General features: G+C 62.2%; 20 protein-coding genes and 1 tRNA gene. 10 read left to right on the forward strand and 11 right to left on the reverse strand.

All coding sequences use genetic code 11. The features are described from left to right. Window positions 1-102: 102 nt before the first annotated feature. Both NKJ18_RS24345 and NKJ18_RS24350 read right to left on the reverse strand, forming a co-directional pair. Window positions 103-179 (reverse strand) — tRNA-Arg (locus NKJ18_RS24345). 106 nt (window positions 180-285) lie between these two features. Next, window positions 286-1,449 carry a M20 aminoacylase family protein gene (locus tag NKJ18_RS24350; protein ID WP_023734625.1) on the reverse strand — a complete coding sequence of 388 codons (1,164 nt, stop codon included), beginning with the start codon at window positions 1,447-1,449 and terminating at the stop codon, window positions 286-288. Window positions 1,450-1,682: 233 nt separating this feature from the next. Between NKJ18_RS24350 and NKJ18_RS24355 the strand changes: the two genes are divergently transcribed. Both NKJ18_RS24355 and NKJ18_RS24360 read left to right on the forward strand, forming a co-directional pair. Next, window positions 1,683-2,861, forward strand: a complete 1,179-nt coding sequence (locus NKJ18_RS24355; RefSeq protein ID WP_023694057.1) for a D-alanyl-D-alanine carboxypeptidase family protein — start codon at window positions 1,683-1,685, stop codon at window positions 2,859-2,861. A 3-nt stretch (window positions 2,862-2,864) separates the two neighbouring features. Next, window positions 2,865-3,968, forward strand: a complete 1,104-nt coding sequence (locus NKJ18_RS24360; protein ID WP_023734624.1) for a CobW family GTP-binding protein — start codon at window positions 2,865-2,867, stop codon at window positions 3,966-3,968. Window positions 3,969-3,980: 12 nt separating this feature from the next. On the opposite strand, the gene NKJ18_RS24365 is transcribed toward NKJ18_RS24360, so the two are convergent. From NKJ18_RS24365 to NKJ18_RS24385, 5 genes are all read right to left on the reverse strand, one after another. Continuing rightward, entirely contained in the window at window positions 3,981-4,229 is a 249-nt protein-coding gene (locus tag NKJ18_RS24365) for a sulfurtransferase TusA family protein (RefSeq protein WP_027050749.1), read from the reverse strand. 60 nt (window positions 4,230-4,289) lie between these two features. Beyond that, on the reverse strand, window positions 4,290-5,585 hold the full coding sequence (locus NKJ18_RS24370; protein WP_023714988.1) for a L,D-transpeptidase family protein: 1,296 nt from the start codon (window positions 5,583-5,585) through the stop codon (window positions 4,290-4,292). A gap of 234 nt (window positions 5,586-5,819) precedes the next feature. Next, window positions 5,820-6,770 (reverse strand): acetyl-CoA carboxylase carboxyltransferase subunit alpha, encoded by a 951-nt coding sequence (locus NKJ18_RS24375; RefSeq protein WP_023685389.1) that lies wholly within the window; start codon window positions 6,768-6,770, stop codon window positions 5,820-5,822. An 88-nt stretch (window positions 6,771-6,858) separates the two neighbouring features. Further along, window positions 6,859-7,770, reverse strand: a complete 912-nt coding sequence (locus tag NKJ18_RS24380) for a site-specific tyrosine recombinase XerD (RefSeq protein WP_286489141.1) — start codon at window positions 7,768-7,770, stop codon at window positions 6,859-6,861. 20 nt (window positions 7,771-7,790) lie between these two features. Next, window positions 7,791-7,943 (reverse strand): hypothetical protein, encoded by a 153-nt coding sequence (locus NKJ18_RS24385; protein WP_023670666.1) that lies wholly within the window; start codon window positions 7,941-7,943, stop codon window positions 7,791-7,793. Window positions 7,944-8,114: 171 nt separating this feature from the next. On the opposite strand from NKJ18_RS24385, the gene NKJ18_RS24390 reads away from it, so the two are divergent. From NKJ18_RS24390 to NKJ18_RS24400, 3 genes are read left to right on the forward strand one after another with little or no spacing between them, the layout of a single operon-like run. Further along, window positions 8,115-8,726 (forward strand): shikimate kinase, encoded by a 612-nt coding sequence (locus NKJ18_RS24390; RefSeq protein ID WP_023670667.1) that lies wholly within the window; start codon window positions 8,115-8,117, stop codon window positions 8,724-8,726. Beyond that, entirely contained in the window at window positions 8,723-9,856 is a 1,134-nt protein-coding gene (gene aroB / locus NKJ18_RS24395) for a 3-dehydroquinate synthase (protein WP_352760038.1), read from the forward strand. Before NKJ18_RS24390 ends, aroB begins: the two co-directional genes overlap by 4 nt. Next, window positions 9,853-10,749, forward strand: a complete 897-nt coding sequence (locus tag NKJ18_RS24400; protein ID WP_023686735.1) for an HlyC/CorC family transporter — start codon at window positions 9,853-9,855, stop codon at window positions 10,747-10,749. Before aroB ends, NKJ18_RS24400 begins: the two co-directional genes overlap by 4 nt. 41 nt (window positions 10,750-10,790) lie before the next feature. Here NKJ18_RS24400 and NKJ18_RS24405 read toward each other — a convergent pair whose 3' ends face one another. From NKJ18_RS24405 to NKJ18_RS24415, 3 genes are read right to left on the reverse strand one after another with little or no spacing between them, the layout of a single operon-like run. Next, on the reverse strand, window positions 10,791-12,341 hold the full coding sequence (locus tag NKJ18_RS24405; RefSeq protein WP_352760041.1) for a SpoVR family protein: 1,551 nt from the start codon (window positions 12,339-12,341) through the stop codon (window positions 10,791-10,793). A 9-nt stretch (window positions 12,342-12,350) separates the two neighbouring features. Continuing rightward, window positions 12,351-13,658 carry a YeaH/YhbH family protein gene (locus NKJ18_RS24410; protein ID WP_023685368.1) on the reverse strand — a complete coding sequence of 436 codons (1,308 nt, stop codon included), beginning with the start codon at window positions 13,656-13,658 and terminating at the stop codon, window positions 12,351-12,353. A gap of 17 nt (window positions 13,659-13,675) precedes the next feature. Beyond that, window positions 13,676-15,625, reverse strand: a complete 1,950-nt coding sequence (locus NKJ18_RS24415) for a PrkA family serine protein kinase (RefSeq protein ID WP_023686732.1) — start codon at window positions 15,623-15,625, stop codon at window positions 13,676-13,678. Window positions 15,626-16,161: 536 nt separating this feature from the next. Here NKJ18_RS24415 and NKJ18_RS24420 point away from each other — a divergent pair. Further along, window positions 16,162-17,715 (forward strand): acetolactate synthase large subunit, encoded by a 1,554-nt coding sequence (locus NKJ18_RS24420; protein WP_352760107.1) that lies wholly within the window; start codon window positions 16,162-16,164, stop codon window positions 17,713-17,715. 11 nt (window positions 17,716-17,726) lie between these two features. Here the strand turns inward: NKJ18_RS24420 and NKJ18_RS24425 are convergent, their stop codons facing one another. Next, the gene (locus NKJ18_RS24425) at window positions 17,727-18,029 is read right to left on the reverse strand and encodes a BolA family protein (RefSeq protein WP_352760044.1); all 303 of its coding nucleotides are present in this window, start codon (window positions 18,027-18,029) and stop codon (window positions 17,727-17,729) included. Window positions 18,030-18,197: 168 nt separating this feature from the next. On the opposite strand from NKJ18_RS24425, the gene NKJ18_RS24430 reads away from it, so the two are divergent. From NKJ18_RS24430 to NKJ18_RS24445, 4 genes are all read left to right on the forward strand, one after another. Then, window positions 18,198-18,827, forward strand: a complete 630-nt coding sequence (locus NKJ18_RS24430) for a J domain-containing protein (protein WP_032887126.1) — start codon at window positions 18,198-18,200, stop codon at window positions 18,825-18,827. Between the two features lie 123 nt (window positions 18,828-18,950). After that, on the forward strand, window positions 18,951-19,937 hold the full coding sequence (gene cobS / locus NKJ18_RS24435) for a cobaltochelatase subunit CobS (RefSeq protein WP_023670677.1): 987 nt from the start codon (window positions 18,951-18,953) through the stop codon (window positions 19,935-19,937). An 11-nt stretch (window positions 19,938-19,948) separates the two neighbouring features. Then, window positions 19,949-21,847 (forward strand): cobaltochelatase subunit CobT, encoded by a 1,899-nt coding sequence (gene cobT / locus NKJ18_RS24440; RefSeq protein WP_023685363.1) that lies wholly within the window; start codon window positions 19,949-19,951, stop codon window positions 21,845-21,847. Then, window positions 21,844-22,869, forward strand: a complete 1,026-nt coding sequence (locus NKJ18_RS24445) for an esterase-like activity of phytase family protein (protein WP_023711705.1) — start codon at window positions 21,844-21,846, stop codon at window positions 22,867-22,869. The genes cobT and NKJ18_RS24445 overlap by 4 nt, the downstream gene beginning before the upstream one ends. Window positions 22,870-22,873 lie beyond the last annotated feature (4 nt).

Here is a 22,873-nt window from a genome sequence, read left to right on the forward strand (position 1 = left end):
CATGCAGGCTCGAACCACTCCAAAACCCCTTCGGGCCAAAAGTGTTACCCATGTCTCCGATATAAACCGTAACCTATGTGTCCGGAATGGACCTGATCTTGCTGGTGATCCCGACAGGAATCGAACCTGTGACCTACAGATTAGGAATCTGCCGCTCTATCCTACTGAGCTACGGGACCACGCGGCCCGACACATAGCCGCTTCCGATCGTTTCGCCAAGAGGCTCGCCGAAGGCAATGAAGAGGCCGGCCGAAGGCTAATCGGCCGGCCTTTCGTCGGGGCAGGTCAGGCTGCCAGCGCCGTTTCGGCCAGTTTAACCCAGTAGCTCATGCCGTGCGGGATGACTTCGTCGTTGAAGTCGTAGGCCGGATGGTGGAGGCCGGCGGTCTCGCCATTGCCGATGAAGATGAAGGCGCCAGGGCGGGCTTCCAGCATGTAGGAGAAGTCTTCGCCGCCCATCACCGGCTGGATGGCGCGGTGGACCTGGGTGTCGCCGGCGACATTTGCCGCGACATCGCCGGCAAAGACCGTTTCTTCCGGATGATTGAAGGTCACGGGATAGTTGGCGTCATAGTCGACAGTGATCGTCGCGCCGAAGGCGGTGGCTATTCCTTCGCAGATGGTGCGGATGCGCTCTTCCGACTTCTTGGCGATCTCTTTCTTCAGTGTGCGCACCGTGCCGGCAATCTCGGCGGTCTCGGGAATGACGTTGTAGGCGTCGCCCGCGTGGAACTTCGTCACCGAAACCACCACCGCCTCGACCGGATCGGTGCTGCGCGAAGCGACCGTCTGAAGGGCGCCGACCAACTGGCTGGTGATGACGATCGGGTCGATCGTGCCGTGCGGCATCGCCGCATGGCCGCCGCGGCCCTTCACGGTGATGGTGAACTCGGCGGTCGCCGCCATGATCGGGCCCGGCCGGATGGCGAACTGGCCCACCGGCAGGCCCGGCATGTTGTGCATGCCAAAGACGCGCGAAATATCGAAACGCTCCATCATGCCGTCCTTGACCATCTCGTTGCCGCCGCCGCCGCCCTCTTCCGCCGGCTGGAAGATGACCGCGACCGAGCCGGCGAAATTGCGCGTTTCGGTCAGATATTTGGCGGCGCCCAAAAGCATCGCCGTATGGCCGTCATGGCCGCAGGCATGCATTTTGCCGGGAATGGTCGAGGCATAGGGCTTACCGGTGATCTCGTTGATCGGCAGCGCGTCCATGTCGGCGCGCAAGCCGATGGTCGCGCCTTGCCCCTTGCGGCCATGGATGATGCCGACGACGCCGGTCTTGCCGAGGCCCGTCACCACGTCGTCGCAGCCGAATTCCTTCAGCTTCTCGGTGACGAAGGCGGCGGTCTTGAAGACATCGAAATTCAGTTCTGGCGTCTGGTGCAGTTGGCGTCGCCAGCCGGCAACTTCATCCTGCATCTCGGCGGCGCGGTTGAGAATCGGCATAATGGTTCCATCTCGCTGTTGGAGCAGACGATCTGGCCTGCTTGATTGCAATTGTGATTGCCATGCTTGTTGCCATCTTGGCACTTTGCCATCTTGGCGTCACATAGGGTAAATAGCACCCCAGACAATGTGATCCGGAAATTGAGGGCCGGATCAGGTCATGCTGGCCATCGCGTAACGAAATCTTACGGAGCCAGGGGCGACTACGGCAAGAGGCGATTTCGGATTCCATGATGCGGCACAGCCATATCCTCAAATTACTGCTAACGGGCGGCTTGGCGCTACCTATGCTGGCTGGGCCAGCTTTGGCCAATCCGGTGATCCTGTTCGACCTCAACAGCGGCAAGGTTCTGCAGCACCAGGACGCCTTCAAGCGCTGGTATCCCGCTTCGCTGAGCAAGCTGATGACCGCCTATGTCACCTTCCGGGCGATTGCCGCCGGCGAGGTCCAGCTCGATTCACCGATCAAGGTGACCAAGCATTCGGCGGGCGAACCGCCGAGCAAGATGGGCTTCAAGCCGGGCTCGGTGATGCGGCTCGACAATGCGTTGAAGATGATGCTGGTCAAATCGGCCAACGATATCGCCATGGCCATCGGCGAAAACATAGGCGGCTCGCAGGCCGGATTCGCCGTTCGCATGAATGCGGAGGCGGCGCGGCTTGGCATGACCGGAACGCATTTCGTCAATCCGAACGGCCTGTTTTCGCCGGAGCAGTACACGACGGCGCGCGATCTTGCCCTGCTGGTGATGGCGATCCGCAAGGAATTCCCGCAATACGCCCCCTGGTTCTCGATCGAAGGCCTTGCCGTCGGCAAGAAGGCGATCTCCAACTACAATCTCTTGATCGGGCGCTATCCCGGCGCCGACGGCATGAAAACCGGGTTCGTCTGTCCCTCGGGCTTCAACATGATCGGCTCGGCGACACGCAATGGCCGCACGCTGGTCGCGGTCGTGCTCGGCGAAAAATCGGCGATCAGCCGTGCCGAGACCGCCGCCAGGCTGCTCGACCAGGGCTTTGCCACGCCCGACCCGAACTGGCTCACGGTTGCGGCCATGCCTTCCTATGGCGATACCATGTCACCCAACGACATGCATGATGAGATCTGCAGGAAGAAGGCGCCGCACGAGCAGTCCGAGGCGGCTCCGCCGGTGGCCGCGAAGGGCGCCGACGTGCCGAAATCGCCCTATCAGGAAAAGCTCGACCACGTGCCGACGCTGGTTGCAGTCGGCCTCGGCGGCGCCACCGGGCCGGCGCCGAAGGCGATGCTCGACCAGGGCGGCCAGGAATACGCCGATGTGCCGCTGCCGAGCTGGCGGCCAGACATTCCGGCGCCAAAGGGCGCCGAACCGGCCGTGGTGGGCCAGGCAACCGCGGTGCAGGGCGACCAGCTGGTCAAAGCCGCGAACTAGGCGATGGCTGGCTTTCCGATACCCGTCACGGTGGTCACCGGCTTCCTCGGCGCCGGCAAGACGACATTGCTCAACCGGCTGCTCAAAGATCCGGCACTGGTCGACACGGCCGTCATCATCAACGAATTCGGTGAGGTGGCGATCGACCACCTGCTGGTCGAGCAGGCCTCGGACGGCATCATCCAGTTGTCCGACGGCTGTCTGTGCTGCACGGTGCGCGGCGAACTGGTCGATACGCTGGCTGACCTCGTCGACCGGCTGCAGACCGGCCGTATCGCCCGCCTTGCCCGCGTCGTTGTCGAAACCACCGGGCTCGCCGATCCGGCGCCGGTGCTGCAGTCGATCATGGCGCATCCCGCTCTTGTGCAGGCCTTCCGACTTGATGGCGTCATCACGCTGGTCGACGCGGTCAACGGCAATGCGACGCTCGACGGCCATGTCGAGGCGGTCAAGCAGGTGGCGGTCGCCGATCGCATCGTGCTGACCAAGGTCGATCTGGCCAGCGATCCCGGCGACGTCGATGCTTTGCGAACGCGACTCCATCAGCTCAATCCAGGCGCCGTGGTGCTGGACGCCGGCGACGGCCGAACCGGCGTCACGGCGCTGTTCGATTGCGGCCTCTACAATCCGGCGACCAAATCCGCCGATGTCCGGCGCTGGCTCGGCGAAGAAGCCGCCCATGAGCACCACCATCATCATGATCATGACCACGGCGAGCATGAGCACCACCACCGCCACGATTCCCGCGTGCGCTCCTACTCGCTGGTCCATGACGGCCCGGTGCCGTTTTCGGCGATCGAGATGTTCCTCGACCTGCTGCGTTCTGCGCATGGCGACAAGCTTTTGCGGATGAAGGGCATCATCGAGCTTGCGGATGACCCGTCGCGGCCGCTTGTCGTCCACGGGGTGCAGAAGATCCTGCATCCGCCGGCGCGGCTGCTGGCCTGGCCGGACGGCCAACGCGGCACCAGGCTGGTGCTGATCACGCTCGATATGCCGGAAGATTATGTGCGCCGGCTGTTTTCCGCCTTCACCAACCGGCCGTCGATCGACACGCCGGATCGCGCGGCGCTGGAGAGCAATCCGCTGGCGATAGCCGGGGGCTGATTGTCAGGCTCGCTATGCGCCGCGTTCGACCAGGAAGCGGTGGCCGCCGCTGACGGCTGATGTTTCAACAAGCTGGTGGCCAGCGTCGGCGCAAAAGGCGGGGATGTCGATGACCGCCAGCGGGTCGGTGGTCTCCAGCCAAAGCCGGCTGCCCGGCTGCATTGCCGCCAGGCGTTTTTTCGCCTTGAGAACGGGCAGGGGGCAGTTCAGGCCCTTGAGGTCATAGATCGCGGTGTGATTTGTTTGTTTGTCTTCATGCATGTCTTTGTCCCAAAACCGCTGCGCACTTTTGGGCGACATGCATCGGCAAGGCGAAAAACCTCAGCCGCCGAACATGCCTAGCAGCTTGTTCTTGATCTTCGACATCCGGCTTTCGTCCGCCGGCGGTTCTGCAGGCGCCGCCTCGACGCTCGCAGTGGCGACCGGCTGCTGGGGGGCCTGCTTGGCTGCTTCCTTTTCGGCCAGCGCTTGGGCCTTTGCGGCTTGCTTTTCAGCCAGTGCCTGGGCCTTGGCGGCTTTCGCAGCCTCGATGGCAGCAACCCGCTGTTCCTCGGCCTTGCGCTTGGCTTCCTTCTCTGCGTCCAGCGCCGCCATCTTGCGGCCGGCGGGCGAATCGATGCGGCCCATGCGCGCCGTCTCGGTCAGCGTGCCGTCGGAATTCAGCGACGGCGGTTCGATCGGCACGCGCTCGCCCCGGGCGCGGCGCTTCGACCATTCGGAAACGATGGCGGCTTCCTTGATGCCGGCAATGGTCGGCTTGGGCGCCGGCACGCTGGCTTTGACCGCGCCGGTGAAGGCCGCGTCATAGCTGCTTTGATAGGCGTTGAGTGCGCTCTTCAGCGAATCCGGCTGCGTGGTCGCCGGGCAGGCGCCGGTCGGATCGAATGTCGTGCCCTCGGGCGCCACCTGGTTGAAGACATAGCGCTTGTCGCAGACATCGACTTTCGGCGGCACCTTGGTGATCTCGAAATTGTCGTAACCGACCTTCAGCATCTTCCAGAACTCATAGTTCGGGTCGTTGCGGTAACGCGCCATGTTGGCGGCGGTCATGCGGAATGGGAAGGCCTGGATCTGGAACTCGGTCTGGCCGCCCTGGAAGGCATCGCGACCAAAAGCGTAGATCTGCTCGATCTGCGGATCGGTCATCGAATAACAGCCCGACGACGAGCAGGCGCCGTGCACCATCAGATTGGCGCCGGTGCGGCCATTGGCACGGTCATAGGCGTTGGGATAGCCGATGTTGAAGGACAGGTGATAGTTCGAGCGCGGATTCATCTGCGACGGGCGGACCGTATAGAAACCTTCCGGCGCCTGGCGGTCGCCCTCGGTGTATTTTGGGCCGAGCTTGCCCGACCATTTGCAGATGTCGTAGCTGGCGACCATCTCGTAGCGGCCGGTGGTCTTGGCCTTCCAGATTTCGAGCTTGCCTTCTTCCTTGAAGATGCGAGCCATCACCGACGAGGTGCGGATCATGCCCTTGGCCTTCATGTCGGCCAGGATCTTGTCCGGCAGCGGTTTGCTGGCTTCCGGCGCAAAATTCTTCATCGAGGAATCGTTGCAGCCGGCAACGCCAAGCGCGGCGATCAGAAGTCCAGTGCGGGCAAGCTTGGTAAACATGGATACGGCTATGTCTTTTTCTCGCGGCACGGCCGGATAGCGCCCGGGCCTGCATGCTGAACACTGACGGACCCTAAGCCCGTTAACCTTGAAAATTCCTTACCGCAAGCGTCGGACGGCGCCCCCCACGGCAATTCGCCCGGTGTCACGGATTTTTTATTGAGCCGAATGCGGCGGCATTTTTGTGGCGAAATTGCTCCTTAACGCCACATTGCGGTGCGCTGCCGGCCAAAATCAGAGGCTGCGGCCCATCGCCAGATATTTTTCGCGGCGCTGTTCGCGAAAATCGGTGTTGGCGCCGGCAAAATCCTTCATCGTCTTGGCGATGAGGTCGCCGGTGGCGGCGATCACCGTTTCGGGCGCGCGCTGGGCGCCGCCGAGCGGCTCGGCAATGATGGCGTCGATGATCTTCATTTCCAGAAGGTCCTGGGCGGTGATCTTCATGTTGGTCGCCGCATCTTTCGAGCGCGTGGTGTCGCGCCACAGGATCGAGGCAGCGCCTTCCGGCGAGATCACCGAATAGATGGCGTGTTCCAGCATGTAGACGCGGTTGGCGGTGGCGATCGCAATGGCGCCGCCCGAACCGCCTTCACCGATGACGACCGAAATCGATGGCACTTTGAGGCCGAGGCAGGCCGAGGTTGAGCGGGCGATGGCTTCAGCCTGGCCGCGTTCCTCGGCGCCAACGCCGGGGTAGGCGCCGGCGGTGTCAACCAGCGTCAGAAGTGGGATCTGGAAACGGTCGGCAAGTTCCATCAGCCGCACGGCCTTGCGGTAGCCTTCAGGGCGCACCGAGCCGAAATTGTGCTTGAGCCGGCTCGCCGTGTCGGAGCCCTTTTCCTGGCCGATGACGGCCACCGGTTCGCCGCGGAAGCGGGCGAAGCCGCCGATGATCGCCTGGTCCTCGCCGAAATTGCGGTCGCCGGCGAGCGGCGTGAAATCGCTGAACAGACCCTTGATGTAGTCGAGGCAATGCGGCCTGTCGGTGTGGCGCGCGACCTGCACCTTCTGCCACGGCGTCAGCGCCTTGTAGATGTCGCGCAGCGCGTCGCGCACGCGCTTCTCGAGCCGGCTGATTTCGTCGCCGACGTCGACCGCCTCGCCATTCTCGGCAAGCTTCTTCAGCTCGAGGATCTTGAGTTCAAGGTCCTGCACCGGCTTTTCGAAATCGAGATAATTGTACATTCTTGAGCGGACCGATGCGTCGGAAGGCAAACATCGCGCAGATGTAGGCTCCGCGCGGGCACGTTGCCCTCACATAGCGATATGAGGCCTAGTCGGCAAGCGGATGATGATCGTTGACCAGCCGCACCAACCGCTCTTCCAGCACATGCGTGTAAATCTGCGTGGTCGAGATATCGGCGTGGCCGAGCAGCTGCTGCACCGCCCTGAGATCAGCGCCGTTCTGCAGGAGATGGCTGGCAAAAGCATGGCGCAGCACATGCGGCGAAATTTTGGCCGCCGATATGCCGGCCCGCGCGGCAAGGCCTTTGAGGTCGCGGGCAAAGACCTGCCGGGAGAGAAAGCCGCTGTCGCCGGCGGCCGGGAACAGAAACGGGCTGTCGGCGAAAGCCGGCACCGTGGCCCGGGCTGTGAGCCAAGCCCGCATGGCCGTGCGGGCCTTGGCCGACAGCGGCACCATGCGCTCCTTGTCGCCTTTGCCGCGCACCATGAAGAAGCGGTCGTCACGCTGGGCGACGGTCACCGGCAGGCCGACAAGTTCGGAGACGCGCAGGCCGGTGGCATAGAGCACCTCGACCAAAGCGTGCAGGCGCAGTGCCGCCACCCGGTCGCCATTGACGCCATCGCCTGTCTCAAGCGCCGCACGGTCGAGCAGCCGACCGGTATCGGCCTCGCTCATCGTCTTGGGCAGCGGCCGGCCCTTTTTCGGACTGTCCAGCGTGCCGGTCGGGTCGTCGCCGCGCAAGCCCTCGGCGTAGAGAAACTTGAAGAACTGGCGGATCGCCGACAGTTTGCGCGCCTGCGACGTCGACGCAAAGCCGCGCGCCGCGATATCGTCGAGATAGGCGCGGATGTCGGCTGCGGCGGCAGCGGCAAGCCCGCCGGCAATCTGCTGCGAAGCGTCTTCGAGATCACGGCGGTAGGAAGACAGCGTGTTTGCAGCGGCACCGCGTTCGGCGCTCATCATCTCGAGAAAGGCTTCGATGCGAGCCGCGCTGTTCATGTTCCAGGGGTCAGTTTGGGTCAGTTTTTCTTGGGGTTCAGCTTTTCCGGTGGGATGCGCACGGTGATTTCGGCTTTTTTCGGCTCGACGAACATCGCCAGCGCCACCATCGTACCATAGGCAATGCCGGCAAGAATCATCATCGTCACGACAAAGCGGAACAGTGTCGGCATCAATCTTCGCCCGTCTTCTTGCTCTGCGATTCCAAGCCCGTGTCCTTATGGGACGCTAATTCCGTCAATTCAAGGACGAAGGGCTCTGCGTGCGAAAGGCGCTATGCTTGACGCAAACGGGCTTTTGATGTCGATACGCCGGCAAAGACGGCTTAGAAACAGCATGGTCTCATGAACGCGTTACCAGCAAATCCTCCCGGCGATAGCCATGCCGCGCTGCTCGACAGGCTGGGAAGCCGCTCGATCGTCTTTGTCGGCCTGATGGGCGCCGGCAAGACGGCGATCGGCCGCAAGGTGGCGACGATGCTGTCGCTGCCCTTCGTCGACAGCGACCAGGAGATCGAAACCGTGTCGCGCATGACGGTGCCGGAACTGTTCGAACGCTATGGCGAGACCGAATTCCGGGCATTGGAGCAGCGCGTCATCCTGCGCGTGCTGGAGAGTGGGCCGCAGGTGCTGTCGACCGGCGGCGGCGCGTTCATGAATGCGCAGACGCGGGAAGCGATCGCCGGGCATGGCGTGTCGGTGTGGCTGAAGGCCGAGATCGACCTGTTGATGGAACGCGTGTCCAAGAAGCAGAACCGGCCGTTGCTCAAAAGCGCCGATCCGCGCGCCGTGCTCGAGCGACTGATGGGCGAGCGCTACCCGGTCTATGCCACGTCCAACATCACCGTGCCGACACGCGACGACCGCAAGGAGGTCATTGCGACGGAGGTTGTCGACGCGCTGTGCGGGCATTTCGGCATTCCGGCTCCGACTGCGCCGGGCGAGGTGCGGCTGTGAGCGAACAGGTCACTGTCGAGGTCGGCCTTGGCGAGCGCGCCTATGACATCCTGATCGGCCCCGGCCTTTTGGCGCGCGCCGGCGCCGAGATTTCGCGCCGCCTGCCCGGCACGAGGGCGGCGGTGGTCACCGACGACAATGTCGCGGCGGCACATCTCGACGCGCTGAAGGCCGGTCTGGAAACAGGCGGCATCCAGCCTGCCGTCATCACTTTGCCAGCCGGCGAAAAGACCAAGAGCTTTGCCCATCTCGAAGAGGTGGTCGACGGCGTGCTCGCCGCCAAGCTGGAGCGCGGCGATGTCGTCATTGCGCTCGGCGGTGGCGTCATCGGCGACCTGACCGGCTTTGCCGCCGGCATCGTGCGCCGCGGCATGAATTTCGTCCAGATTCCAACCTCGCTGCTGGCGCAGGTCGATTCCTCGGTCGGTGGGAAGACCGGCATCAACAGCCCGCGCGGCAAGAATCTGGTCGGCGTCTTCCATCAGCCGAAGCTGGTGCTGGCCGACACCGAAGTGCTCGACACGCTGCCGATCCGCGAATTTCGCGCCGGCTATGCCGAGCTTGCCAAATACGGATTGATCGACCGACCGGCGTTTTTCGCCTGGCTGGAAGCGAACTGGGAAAAGGTGTTCGCCGGTGGTGCGGAACGGGCGGAGGCGATCGCCGGGGCCTGCCGCGCCAAAGCCGATGTCGTCGCCCGCGACGAGTTCGAAACCGGCGACCGCGCACTGCTCAATTTTGGCCACACGTTCGGCCATGCGCTGGAAGGCGCCACACAGTATGATGGCGCCCGCCTCGTCCATGGCGAAGGCGTCGCCATCGGCATGGCGCTGGCGCACCGCTTTTCCGCAAGGCTCAATCTGGCCAGCCCGGACGACGCGGCGCGGGTCGAGGCGCATCTTCGCACCGTCGGTCTACCCTGGCGGATGGCCGACATCCCTGGTGAGTTGCCCGATGCCGAGGCGCTGCTTGGCTTCATCACCCAGGACAAGAAAGTGTCGCGCGGCGCGCTGACCTTCATCCTGACGCGCGGCGTTGGCCAGGCTTTTATTGCCAAGGATGTACCGGCGTCGGAGGTGCTTTCGTTCCTCAGCGAAAACCATCCGGGCCAGGAAAGCCGGCGGCGATGATCAACGAACCCGGCTGGACCGTCGTCGCCGTCCTTGCCATCCTTACCCTGCTGGTCCTGGCCGTGCGCACGCGCCTGCTTGCCATGTTCGGCTATGAGTTGTCGCGCATCGAGCCGCAGCGCTCGACCCAGGACGAGTTGCGCGGCGCGGTCGACGATTTCCGCCGCGACGGCCAGATGGTGCGAGAGGACCGCGACCGCGTCGGCGGGCTGTTCGATCTCGCCGAACTCGAAGTCTCCGACATCATGGTCCATCGCACCAATATGCGCTCGGTCAATGCCGACAATGGGCCGGAAGCGGTGGTGCGCGAGATCCTGCAAAGCCCACACACCCGCATGCCGTTGTGGAAAGGCTCGCTCGACAACATTGTCGGCGTGCTGCACGCCAAGGACCTGCTGCGAGCGCTGAACGAGGTCGGCAACGACTTTTCCCGGATCGACGTGATGAAGATCGCGTCGAAGCCGTGGTTCGTGCCCGACACCACCACGCTGCAGGAACAACTCAACGCCTTCCTGCGCGCCAAGGCGCATTTCGCTATCGTCGTCGACGAATATGGCGAGGTCGAAGGGCTGGTGACGCTGGAGGACATTATCGAGGAGATCGTTGGCGAGATCGCCGACGAGCACGATGTCGACATTCAGGGCGTCAAGCAGGAGGCGGACGGTTCCGTGGTCGTCGACGGCACCGTGCCGATCCGCGATCTCAACCGGGCGCTCGACTGGAACCTGCCTGACGAGGAAGCGACCACCATTGCCGGGCTGGTCATCCACGAGACGCAGTCGATCCCCGAGGAAAAGCAGGCTTTCACCTTCCACGGCAAGCGCTTCGTGGTGATGAAACGCGACAAGAACCGGATCGCCAGGATCAGGATCAGGCCGGCGGGCGAATCCTAAAGGTACCGAGCAGGCCCGCAACAGAACGCTCTTTGCCGAGTTTATGCCGCGATCTGGCTCGTAGACCGTTCGTGGATTGTCGCACCGGTTTGAGCGTCAACTGCAACCAGGCTGACCTCGTAGCCCCAGAGGCTGCGTACATGGCGGAGCGTCGCGTCACGGCTGGCGCCTTCGAGCACAACACCATCCTTTACCCTGTGTTGCAGCCGCAACTGCCGGTCGCCGAGCAGGTCGACATCAATCACCTGGATGTCCGGCCGATTCGCTCCAAGGTCGTAACTGTGGGCAAGCTGGGCGCGTATCTTGTGATAGCCACGTTCGTTGTGGATCGAGGCGACTTCGAAATGCGGTTGGTCGGCTCCATCGCCAAGCACGAAGAACCGCCATTTTCGGATCAAGCTCGGGCTGAGATACTGGCGGATAAAGGATTCGTCGCGGTGGTTGGCCCAGGCCTCAAGCAGGACCTCGCGCCAGTTGCCATGTCCTGCAATGTCCGGGAACCAGTCGCGGTCCTCCGCCGTCGGCTCGGTCGAAATGCGCTGTATGTCCTGCATCATGTCGAGGCCGAGGGCATAGGGATTGATGCCTGAAAACCGGGGATCGTCAAAGGCCGGCTGGAAGATCACGTTCGAATGGTTGCGCAGGATTTCGAGCATGGCACCTTCGCCGATCCGGCCACGATCGAATAGCATGTTCATGAGCGTATAATGCACGAAGGTGGCGCAGCCTTCATTCATCACTTGAGTCTGTCGCTGCGGGTAGAAATATTGCGCGATGACGCGGACGATCCTGATGATCTCGCGCTGCCAGGGTTCCAGGGTCAGGCTGTTCTTCTCGAGGAAATACAGGAGGTTTTCCTCGGGCAGGTTGAGCGATCTCTTGCGCTCCGCCATCCCTTGATCCTCATTGCCGGACTTGTTTTTGTTCTGCGACGGCGGCAGCGTGCGCCACAGATCGTTGTAGGAGCGCTCTTCGTATTCGAGGCGCTCGCGAAGCCCTTCGCGCTGTCGCTCCGACGAGAGCTTTGGCGGCCGGTGGTAGCGGAACACCCCTTGTTCCATCAGCGCATGGGCGGAATCGAGAATGGCCTCCACTGCTGCAAGGCCGTGCCGCTCCTCGCACCGGGCGATGTAGCCCTTGGCGAAGTCCAGATAACCCAGGATTGCCCCGGCGTCGGTCCATTGCTGAAACAGATGATTGTTCTTGAAGAAATGATTGTGGCCAAGCGCCGCGTGGGCCGTCACAAGGGCCTGCAACGCCATGGTGTTTTCCTCCATGAGGTAGACGATGCAGGGATTGGAGTTGATGACCAGTTCATAGGCCAGCCCCCGACCACCCTTACGGTAAAGAAGCTCCTGGTGAAGGAAATGTTTGCCGAACGACCAATGCCGATACATCAGTGGCATGCCGATAGATGAGTAGGCGTCGAGCATCTGCTGGGAGGAGATTATCTCCATCTGGACCGGGTAAGTATCGAGATGCAACTCGTCGACCGCGATCGCCTCGATCTCTTCAAAAGCCCGCGATAATTTCTCGAAATTCCAGTCAGAACCGGAAAACAACAAATTCGTTTCGTTGGCTCGCCTGGCCATCTCTCTCTCTCAAGCGCTCTTGATGGCCACCGGCTGCCTGGCGAAGAGCCGGTGGAAGACCGGGTAAATATCCGCGGGAGCAGCGATGCGGCTCATCTGGAAGTTGGGCCATTTCAGCTCGATCGTACTGTAGGCGCGCCAAAGCGACGTCCCGTTTTCGGTAGCACCGAATATGTGGCTCTCGCGTTCGTCGATGATCTCGACATAGGCGAAATACTGGCACAGGCGCATGAGCTTGCCGTTCATGAGCTCTATGCATCGCTCGGAATCGGTGGTGAAATTGTCCCCGTCAGAGGCCTGCGCGGCGTAAATGTTCCACTCGCTGGCAGGATAGCGCTGGCCGATAATGCGGTGCATTTCGTCGAGCGCGGTGGAGACGATCGTACCGCCGCTCTGCGTGTTGTAGAAGAACGTGTCCTCATCCACTTCGTGCGCCTCATGGGTATGGCGGATGAAGACGATCTCCGTGCGTTCGTAGCGCCGTTTCAAGAACAGGTGCAGCAGCACGAAGAAGCGTTTGGCCAAGTCCTTTTCGCGTTGGCCCATCGATCCGGACACGTCCATAAGGCAGAACATGACGGCATTGGCATTCGGCACCGGCCGGGCGTCGAAGCGGTTGAATCGGATATCGACCGGATCGACAAAGGCAATTCGCCTGCGCCGTCGCTCCAGCCGGTCAAGCTCGTCGCGTAATTCCGCGATGCGCTGGCGCACCGCCGCGCCGGCCGGGGCCGACTCAAGCGTGACGATTTCCCGGAGGATCGCCTCCAGTTCCTGCTGCGTGGGGCGCCTCAGCGCAATGCGCCGGCCTAGGCTGTTGCGCATCGTGCGGCCGGCATTGATGTTGGTCGGGGAACCGGTTGCCGCGAAGCCGGCCCGGCGCGGCTTGAAGGCAAGGATTTCCTTGAGATTGAGCTTAACCAGGTCGGGCAGTTCGAGATCCTCAAAAAAGAGTTCGAGCACCTCCTCGCGTGACAGCACGAAACGAAAATCGTCTTCCGACGCCGTGTTTCCTGGCGACGACGCCGCGCCGCCCCCATGCGGCTTCGGGAGCAGGTCTCCAGGGGAAAAATGCCTGTTGCCCGGAAGGATGTGTCGGCGCCGTCCGCTGGCCCTGTCATCGTTGAAGCTCGGCTCGGCTGTTTTCCTTTCAGGCATGGGCACGGCGTGCTCGGTATCCACGTCGGCGATCCTGCCAGTGCGGATTTGATCGCGAATGCTCCGCTTCAACTCCTCGCGAGCACGCCTGAGGAAGCGCTGTCGATTGCCAAGGCTCTTGTCCTTGGGGTTCAGGCGACGGTCGATGAAGATCGGCATGGAACCATCCGGCTCTGTCAACCCGCCTTGTTCACCCGCATGTACCAGTCCACCAGCCGGCGTACCTGCCGTTCTGTGTAGCCACGCTCGATCATGCGCTGCACGAATTCGTTGTGGCGCTTTTCCGTAACGCTGTCTTGCTTGGAGCCGAAGCTGATCACCGGCAAGAGGTCCTCGACCTGTCCGAACATCCGCTTCTCGATGACCTCGCGCAGTTTTTCATAGCTGGTCCATGACGGGTTGCGGCCGTGGTTTCTTGCGCGAGCGCGCAGAGTGAACTTCACCACCTCGTTACGGAAGTCCTTGGGATTGGCGATGCCTGCCGGTTTCTCGACCTGCGAAAGTTCGTTGTCCAGGATCTCCCGGTTGAGGATCTGGCCGGTGTCGGGGTCCTTGTAGTCCTGGTCCTCAATCCAGGCATCCGCATAGGCGATGTAGCGGTCGAAGAGGTTCTGGCCGTATTCGCTATAGGACTCCAGATAGGCCTTCTGGATTTCGTGGCCGATGAACTCGGCGTAGCGCGCCGCAAGCTCCGACTTGATGAATTCAAGATAGGCCGCTTCCGTTTCCTTCGGGAACTGCTCCCGCTTGATCGCCTCCTCCAGAATGTACATCAGATGCACAGGATCGGCGGCGACCTCCTCATTGTCGAAGTTGAATGTCTGCGAAAGGATCTTAAAGGCAAAGCGCGTGCTGACGCCCGTCATGCCTTCATCGACGCCGGCGGCGTCGCGATATTCTTGGACCGACTTTGCCCTGGGATCGACTTCCTTCAGATTTTCGCCGTCATAGGCGCGCATCTTGGTGTAGAGCGGCGAGTTGTCGTGTTCGGCCAAGCGCGTCGAAACTGCAAAGCGGCTGAGGATGTCCAAAACTTCAGGGGCACAGGGGCTGGCGGCCAACTCGCTCTCACGCAGCAATTTCTCATAGATCTGCCTCTCTTCGGTGATCCGCAGGCAATAGGGTACCTTGACCACCAGGATGCGATCGAGAAACGCCTCATTGTTCTTGTTGCTCTTGAACTGTTGCCATTCCGACTCGTTGGAATGGGCGACGATGATCCCCTGGTAGGGAAAGGCGCCGAAATTTTCAGTGCCGTTGTAGCTGCCTTCCTGTGTCGCGGTCAGCAGCGGATGCAGAACCTTGATGGGTGCCTTGAACATCTCGACGAATTCAAGCAGACCTTGCGTGGTCCGGTTCAGGCCACCGCTATAGGAATAGGCATCGGGGTCGGACTGGCTAAAATTTTCCAATTGCCTGATGTCGACCTTGCCGACCAGGGCCGAGACATCCTGATTGTTCTCATCGCCAGGTTCGGTCTTGGCAATGCCGATCTGGCGCAGCCGCGAAGGCATCAGCTTGACGACGCTGAATTTGGAAATGTCGCCAGACAATTCGTCGAGGCGCTTGGCCGCCCATGGCGAAATCAATCCGTTCAGCCGGCGCCGGGCTATGCCGTATTTATCCTCTAGCAGATCACCCATGTGATCGGGATGGAACAGCCCAAGCGGCGACTCGAAAACCGGGCTGATCTGGTTGCCGACCTTCAGCGTGTAGATCGGGCGCTGCTCCATCAGTTTCTTCAGGCGCTCGGCCAGAGAGGATTTGCCGCCGCCGACCGGGCCGAGGAGATAGAGGATCTGCTTGCGTTCTTCGAGCCCCTGCGAGGCATAGCGGAAATATCCAGCTATGCGCTCGATCGTATCCTCCATTCCATAGAAGTCAGAAAAATGAGGGTAGATCTTGAGGGTCCGATTCGCGAAAATGCGGCCGAGGCGCTCGTCTTTGCTGGTGTCAACCAGTTTTGGTTCGCCGATTGCGTCGACCATCCTTTCGGGCGCCGAAGCGTACATCGATTTGTCTTCCCGACAGGCAAGAAGATACTGTTGGATGCTGACCTCTTCGTCCGCCGCATTGGCATAAATTTCTGAAAAAAGATCGAAGACGTCGGATTGGGTTGCACGCATGATGTTCTGCCCTCGGAGCCGATCTGGATTCCAATCGCCTCATCACCTTCAACTGTCGGAAAGCATTGTTGGTTCCCTTCACATGAAGGAGAGTGGCTGCAATCCGGGTAGAAGGCTTGGGAGGAAACATTCGGAGTGGCTGGAATGGCGGGTTGCCCGGTGCTGCGGCGCTGATGGGCGGCGTTGTCGCCGGCCAGCTATCTCGATGGACACAAGCATCCGCCGACCTTCATCGCCTATTCGCGCGCCGAAGGCCGCGACGACCAATCGAAGGCTTTGCCAAATGCCTGCGCGCCATCGGCACTGAAGTGACGCTGTTCGACGGCAACGCCTACACGCATATGTCGATCAATCACGACTTCGGCGAGGACGGCGACGCGTTGACCGCCGCGATGCTGGCCTTCCTGAATGGACCGTCGGTTGATCCCCGATCCCCGCGAGGCGTCCTGGATCAGACCAAAAGCCCCGGCGGGACATTGCCGACCCGGCGGCTACAGGTGCAATTGTTCCTGAGTTGTCGATTGGGAAAGAAAATCATGAATGGCGCCGATCTGCTGTGCGACGTGCTCCTGGCCAATGACGTCACGGTCTGCTTCGCCAATCCTGGCACATCCGAAATGCATTTCGTTGCCGCACTGGACCGCAAACCTCAGATGCGCTGCGTGCTCGGCCCGTTCGAGGGCGTGGTGACCGGCGCCGCCGACGGCTATGCGCGCATGACCGACCGCCCGGCAGCAACGTTGCTGCATACCGGACCGGGTCTCGCCAACGGTTTGGCCAACATGCACAACGCAAGGCGTGCGCGCAGCCCGATGATCAACATTGTCGGCGACCATGCTTCCTACCATCTGCCGCTCGATGCCCCGCTGACCAGCGACATAGAAGGCCTGGCGTCGCCGATGTCGAACTGGGTTGGCCGCGTCAAGGGGCCGGCCGATATTGTGCCGGCCGCAGAGGCGGCTTTCCGCGCCTCACTCACGCCGCCTGGCGTCACGACCTTGATCCTGCCTGCGGATGCCGCCTGGGGCGAAGTTGCTGCGATTTCGCCTGGCAAGGTGAAGCTGGAGCCGCCGCCCGCCGTCGACATGGCTGTTGTGCGCACGATCGCCGAAGCAATCCGCGCCGCGCCGGGCCGTGTCGGCATGGTGGTGCGTGGGCAGGCGGCGCGCGCCGATGGACTTGAAATCGCAGGGAGAATGTCATCGGGAAGCGATGTCAGGCTGTTCAGTGAGGTTCTGATCGCCCGCATGCAGCGCGGCCGCGGGCGGTTCGCCCCGACCCGCATTCCCTATCCGGTCGATGCGGCGACGGCCATGCTCCGGGATATCGACTTGCTGGTGCTGGTCGGCGCCAAGGAGCCGGTTGCCTTCTTCGCCTATCCCGGCAAGCCCGGGCGGCTGGTTCGGGACGATTGCAAGGTGCTTTCGCTGGCGGCGCATGGCCAGGATCTGAAAGCGGCGCTGGAGGCGCTGGCTGCCGAGGTCGGCATCAAGCCGACGCAGCAATTCGCCGCCGCAACCGCCTTTCCAGACGAACCGACGCTGAGCGGCAGACTGACGGACGATGCCATCGCGCTGTCGGTGGCGCGCAAACTTCCGGCCAATGCCATCGTCTGCGACGAAGCGGTCACCTCGGCGAGACGGTTCTTCGCGCTATCCGCCTTTGCGGCGCCGCACGACTACATGATGGGTACGGGCGGATCGATCGGCGGCGGCATTCCGATGGCGACAGGAGCAGCGATCGCCTGCCCGGACCGCAAGGTGATCAATCTCGAGGCCGACGGCAGCGGCATGTACACGGTGCAGGGACTGTGGACCCAGGCCAGGGAAAAGCTTGACGTCGTGACCATCATCTTTTCCAACCGGACCTACGCCATCCTGCATGGCGAAATGAAGAATGTCGGGGTCAATGAGATCGGCGAGAACGCTAGGCGCATGCTCGATCTCGACCATCCGGCGCTGGACTGGGTTGCGCTGGCCAAAGGCATGGGCGTCGAGGCGGCCCGCGCCGACACGTGCGAGCGGTTCGACGCGCTGCTCGACAGTGCCCTGTCGCGTCCGGGACCGTTTCTCATCGAAGCGGTGATCTGAGGCGGAGAGACTTACCAACGGGTCTTTTCGCCGGGTGCAGCCGGTTCGATTGCCAGCGCATGGACGCCGGCTTGCAGCTCCGCTGCGAGCAATTCGTTGACGGCGCGGTGGCGGTCGATGCGGCTCATGCCGGCAAAGACGGATGAGACGATGCGGACGCGAAAATGCGTCTCGCCGGTGCCGTCATAGGCACCGTGATCGTCGGAGCCGTGGTGGTGATGACCGGCATGAAGGTGGCTTTCATTGACGATCGCCAGCCGCTCCGGCGAAAACGCCTTGTTCAGCTTGTCTTCCATCATCGCCTGTATGGACATCGCCATCTCCCTTCACCATATCTGCAAGGCGTGATCGGGAAATCGGGATCGATCCCGCCGGGCCGCCTCAAAAATCGCCATTCGCCCTGCTTTATGCCGCGATTCAGCGGTTAGGGCGATGATCGCGAAAATGTCAATTCTTGTTTCGCACGTGCGAACAGCCCATAAATGGGTGAGATGAAACCGTACCCCAAATATTTCGAGAAAATTCGGGTCCGTCCCGACAAGGATGCGGAGCTGAAGTCGCACTCGCCGATCTGCCAGTGGGACGGCTGCAAGGAGGCCGGTACCCACCGGGCGCCGGTCGGACGCATGAAGGAAGGCGAGTATTTTCAGTTCTGCTTCGATCATGTGCGCGAATACAACAAGGGTTTCAACTACTTCTCCGGCGTGCCGGACACCGAGATAGCCCGCTTCCAGAAGGAAGCGATGACCGGCCACCGGCCGACATGGAAGATGGGCGTCGCCGGCGCCTCGACGCGCTCCTCGCCCGATTTCGCCCAGCAGCGTTCCGGTCGCGCCGGCTATTACAACCGCATGCGCGATCCCTTCGATCTGTTCAAAGGGCCGAAGGACCCGCGCGAGGCGCGCGAACGCAAGGCCAAGCCGCTTGAGGCCAAGGCGCTGGAAACGCTTGGCCTTGATACAAAGGCGACTGGCAAGGACATCAAGGCGCGCTATAAGGAACTTGTGAAGCGCCACCATCCGGATGCGAATGGCGGCGATAGAGGTTCGGAAGACCGGTTCCGCGATGTGCTGCAGGCCTATCGCGTGCTCAAGCAGGCGGGTTTGTGCTGAGCAACCTAACGGTTCGTGTCGTTTTCCAACTTTCATAAGGGTGGAAAAGGCTCTAAGACCGCCCCCGGACAAAATCGATTGCCGGCGAAATCAGGCATTTCGCCCGTGGAGACTTGGATAGAGATGAACAAGGTCGATCGCGACATCGCCAATTTGCCCGACACGACGGTGTCGGTGAAAGACAAATTCGGCTTCGAGTCCAAGATGGTGGTGCCGGCCTATTCGGTGACCTCGGAACATGTGCCGGACATCGATCCGGATTATCTGTTCGACAAGGCGACGACGCTGGCGATCCTTGCCGGCTTTGCCTACAACCGCCGCGTCATGGTGTCTGGCTATCACGGCACCGGCAAATCGACCCATATCGAACAGGTCGCCGCCCGCCTTAACTGGCCCTGCGTGCGCGTCAACCTCGACAGCCATGTCAGCCGTATCGACCTCGTCGGCAAGGACGCCATCGTCGTCAAGGATGGCCTGCAGATCACCGAATTCCGCGACGGCATCCTGCCCTGGGCCTACCAGCACAATGTCGCGCTCTGCTTTGACGAGTACGATGCCGGCCGTCCGGACGTGATGTTCGTCATCCAGCGCGTGCTGGAATCGTCGGGCCGCCTGACGCTACTCGACCAGAGCAGGGTCATCCGCCCGCATCCGGCGTTCCGCTTGTTTTCGACCGCCAACACCGTTGGCCTCGGCGACACCACCGGCCTCTATCACGGCACGCAGCAGATCAACCAGGCGCAGATGGATCGCTGGTCGATCGTCACCACGCTGAACTACCTGCCGCACGACAATGAGGTGAACATCGTGCTGGCCAAGGCCAAGCACTATCGCGACGGCAAGGGCAAGGACATCGTCAACAAGATGGTGCGCGTCGCCGACATGACGCGCTCGGCCTTCATCAATGGCGATCTGTCGACCGTGATGAGCCCGCGTACCGTCATCACCTGGGCCGAAAATGCCGAGATCTTCGGCAATATCGGCATGGCGTTCCGGCTGACCTTCCTCAACAAATGCGACGAGCTGGAGCGTTCGGTGGTGGCTGAGTTCTACCAGCGCGCCTTCGGCGAGGATTTGCCCGAGAGCGCCGCCAACGTGGTGCTGGGCTGAGCAGAGCCTCGATGGCGGGTCCGGGCGACAACACGCGCAACAAGTCGAAGACGGGGTCTGAAGCCGACAGCTTCAAGCGTGCCGTCACCGTCTGCATGCGCGCAATCGCCGGCGACAAGGAGCTCGAAGTCGGTTTCGCCAAGGACCGCCCGGCGCTCGCCGGCAGCCGCGCCCGTCTGCCCGAACTGCCGAAGAAAGCGTCCAAGACAGACATCGCGATTACTCGTGGCCTGGGCGATTCCATGGCGCTGAAGCGCGCCTGCCACGATCAGCGTATCCACACCAAACTGGCGCCGGAAGGCAAGCTGGCGCGCTCGATCTATGACGCCGTGGAACAGGCCCGCGTCGAGGCGATCGGCAGCCGCGCCATGCAGGGCGTCGCCGACAATATCGGCTCCATGCTGGAGGACAAATACGCCAAGGCCAACCTTGTCGACGTCAAGGACAAGGCCGACGCGCCGATCGAGGAAGCGCTGGCGCTGATGGTGCGCGAGAAGCTGACCGGGCGGCCGATCCCGAAGAGCGGCGAGCGGCTGGTCGAACTCTGGCGGCCCTGGGTCGAGGAGAAGGCCAAGGCCGATCTCGACGGACTGTCGGCCAAGCTTGGCGACCAGCAGGCCTTCGCCCGCGTCGTGCGTGAGATGCTGGCGTCCATGGAGATGGCCGAGGAACTCGGCGACGATCAGGAGACCGAAGACTCCGAGGACAATGACGAGAACCAGCCGCAAGGCGAGGAGCAGAGCGAGGAGGGCGGCGAAGAGGATTCCGGCTCCGAGCAGTCGCAATCCGAGGATGCCGAGGCCTCGGCCGACGACGAACAGTCGTCCGAGACTGAGGCCTCCGACGCCACTGCCGACGATCTTTCCGACGATGACGATGCGGACGCCGAAACGCCGGGCGAGGCGCGCCGTAACGACAACCCGTTCGCCAACCTGCCGAAAGAGATCGACTACAAGGTTTTCACCACCGCCTTCGACGAGACCGTCGGTGCGGAAGAGCTGTGCGAGGAAGAAGAACTCGACCGGCTGCGCGCCTTCCTCGACAAGCAACTGGCCAATCTCTCCGGCGTCGTCGGACGGCTCGCCAACCGGCTGCAGCGCCGCCTGATGGCGCAGCAGAACCGTTCCTGGGATTTCGACCTCGAAGAGGGTTATCTCGATCCGGCACGCCTGGTTCGTGTCGTCATCGATCCGATGCAGCCCTTGTCGTTCAAGCAGGAGCGCGACACCAAATTCCGCGACACGGTGGTGACGCTGGTGCTCGACAATTCGGGCTCGATGCGCGGCCGGCCGATCACGGTTGCCGCCACCTGTGCCGACATTCTGGCGCGCACGCTGGAGCGCTGCGGCGTCTCGGTCGAGATCCTCGGCTTCACCACGCGGGCGTGGAAGGGCGGACAGGCGCGCGAGAAATGGCTGAAGGACGGCAAGCCGCCGAACCCCGGCCGGCTCAACGATCTGCGCCACATCATCTACAAATCCGCCGATCATCCGTGGCGCCGCGCCCGGCGCAATCTCGGCCTGATGATGCGCGAGGGCCTGCTCAAGGAAAACATCGACGGCGAGGCGTTGTTATGGGCGCACAACCGGCTGATCGCCCGGCCCGAACAGCGCAAGATCCTGATGATGATCTCGGACGGCGCGCCGGTTGACGATTCGACGCTGTCGGTCAATCCTGGCAACTATCTCGAGCGGCACCTGCGCGCCGTCATCGAGCTGATCGAGACGCGCTCGCCGGTCGAGCTTCTGGCCATCGGCATCGGCCACGACGTCACCCGCTATTACAGGCGCGCCGTCACCATCGTCGATGCCGAGGAACTGGCCGGCGCCATGACCGAGCAGCTGGCCTCGCTGTTCGCCGAGGAAAACGTGCGCGATACACGCCGCGGCGGCTACCGGCGCGCCGGATGATTTTTTTGCGCGGCGGGTTTCGGCAGATGCTCTTCGCGGTCACTGCCTTGTCCGGCATGGCGTTTGCGCCGGCCATCGCCGCCGGCCCAAGCGCGGTCGAGCCGGTCGAAGTCTCGGCGCGGCCGATCACCACCTTCCATATCGGCAGCGCCGACAAGCAGTTTGGGCCGCTGGAATTCGTCGGCGGTCTTGAGATGAACTCGACGACGCGCGATTTCGGCGCGCTGTCGGCATTTCGGTTCGTCAAACCCGGTAGCGATTTCATCGGCGTCGCCGATACGGGCTTCTGGTTCTTCGGCTCGATCACCCATGATGCCGACAAGCGGCCGTCCGGCATCCAGAATTTCCGCATGCAGCAGATGGTCGATGAGAAGGGCCGGCCGATCGACAGGAAATGGGAAGTCGATGCCGAGGGCCTTGCAGTCAAGGACGGCATCGCCACCGTCGGCTTCGAGCGCGATCACCGCGTCGCCCAGTTCAAGATCGACCCCAGCAACATGACGGCGCCTTTCAAGCAACTGAACTTTCTGATTCCAGCCCGCGAACTGCGACAGAACCGCGGTTTCGAGACGGTCACCCACACCAATCCTAGCGGCCAGCACGAGGGCGGCCTCGTCGTGGTCTCGGAAAAGAGCTTGGACAAGGCTGGCAACATCTATGCCGCCATCATCGAAGGGCCGCACAAGGGCGTCTTCACGGTCAAGCGCAACGGTGATTTCGACATCACTGACGGCGCCTTCCTGCCGGATGGCGACCTGCTGCTTTTGGAGCGCAGTTTCTCGATGGCCGGCGGTGTCAGGATGCGGCTAAGGTGCATCTATGGCGAAAGCGTCGAGAAGGGCGCGGTTGCCGACGGACCGGTGCTGATGGAAGCCGACATGGGCTACCAGATCGACAATATGGAAGGACTCGACGTCTGGACCCGCGATGACGGAGCGCTGATGGTGTCGCTGATCTCGGACGACAACCACTCGATCCTGCAGCGCAACCTCTATCTGGAATTCATCCTGCACCAGGATTGAGAGC

Source organism: Mesorhizobium sp. M0217 (genome assembly GCF_040321955.1).
Classification (GTDB): Bacteria; Pseudomonadota; Alphaproteobacteria; order Rhizobiales; family Rhizobiaceae; genus Mesorhizobium.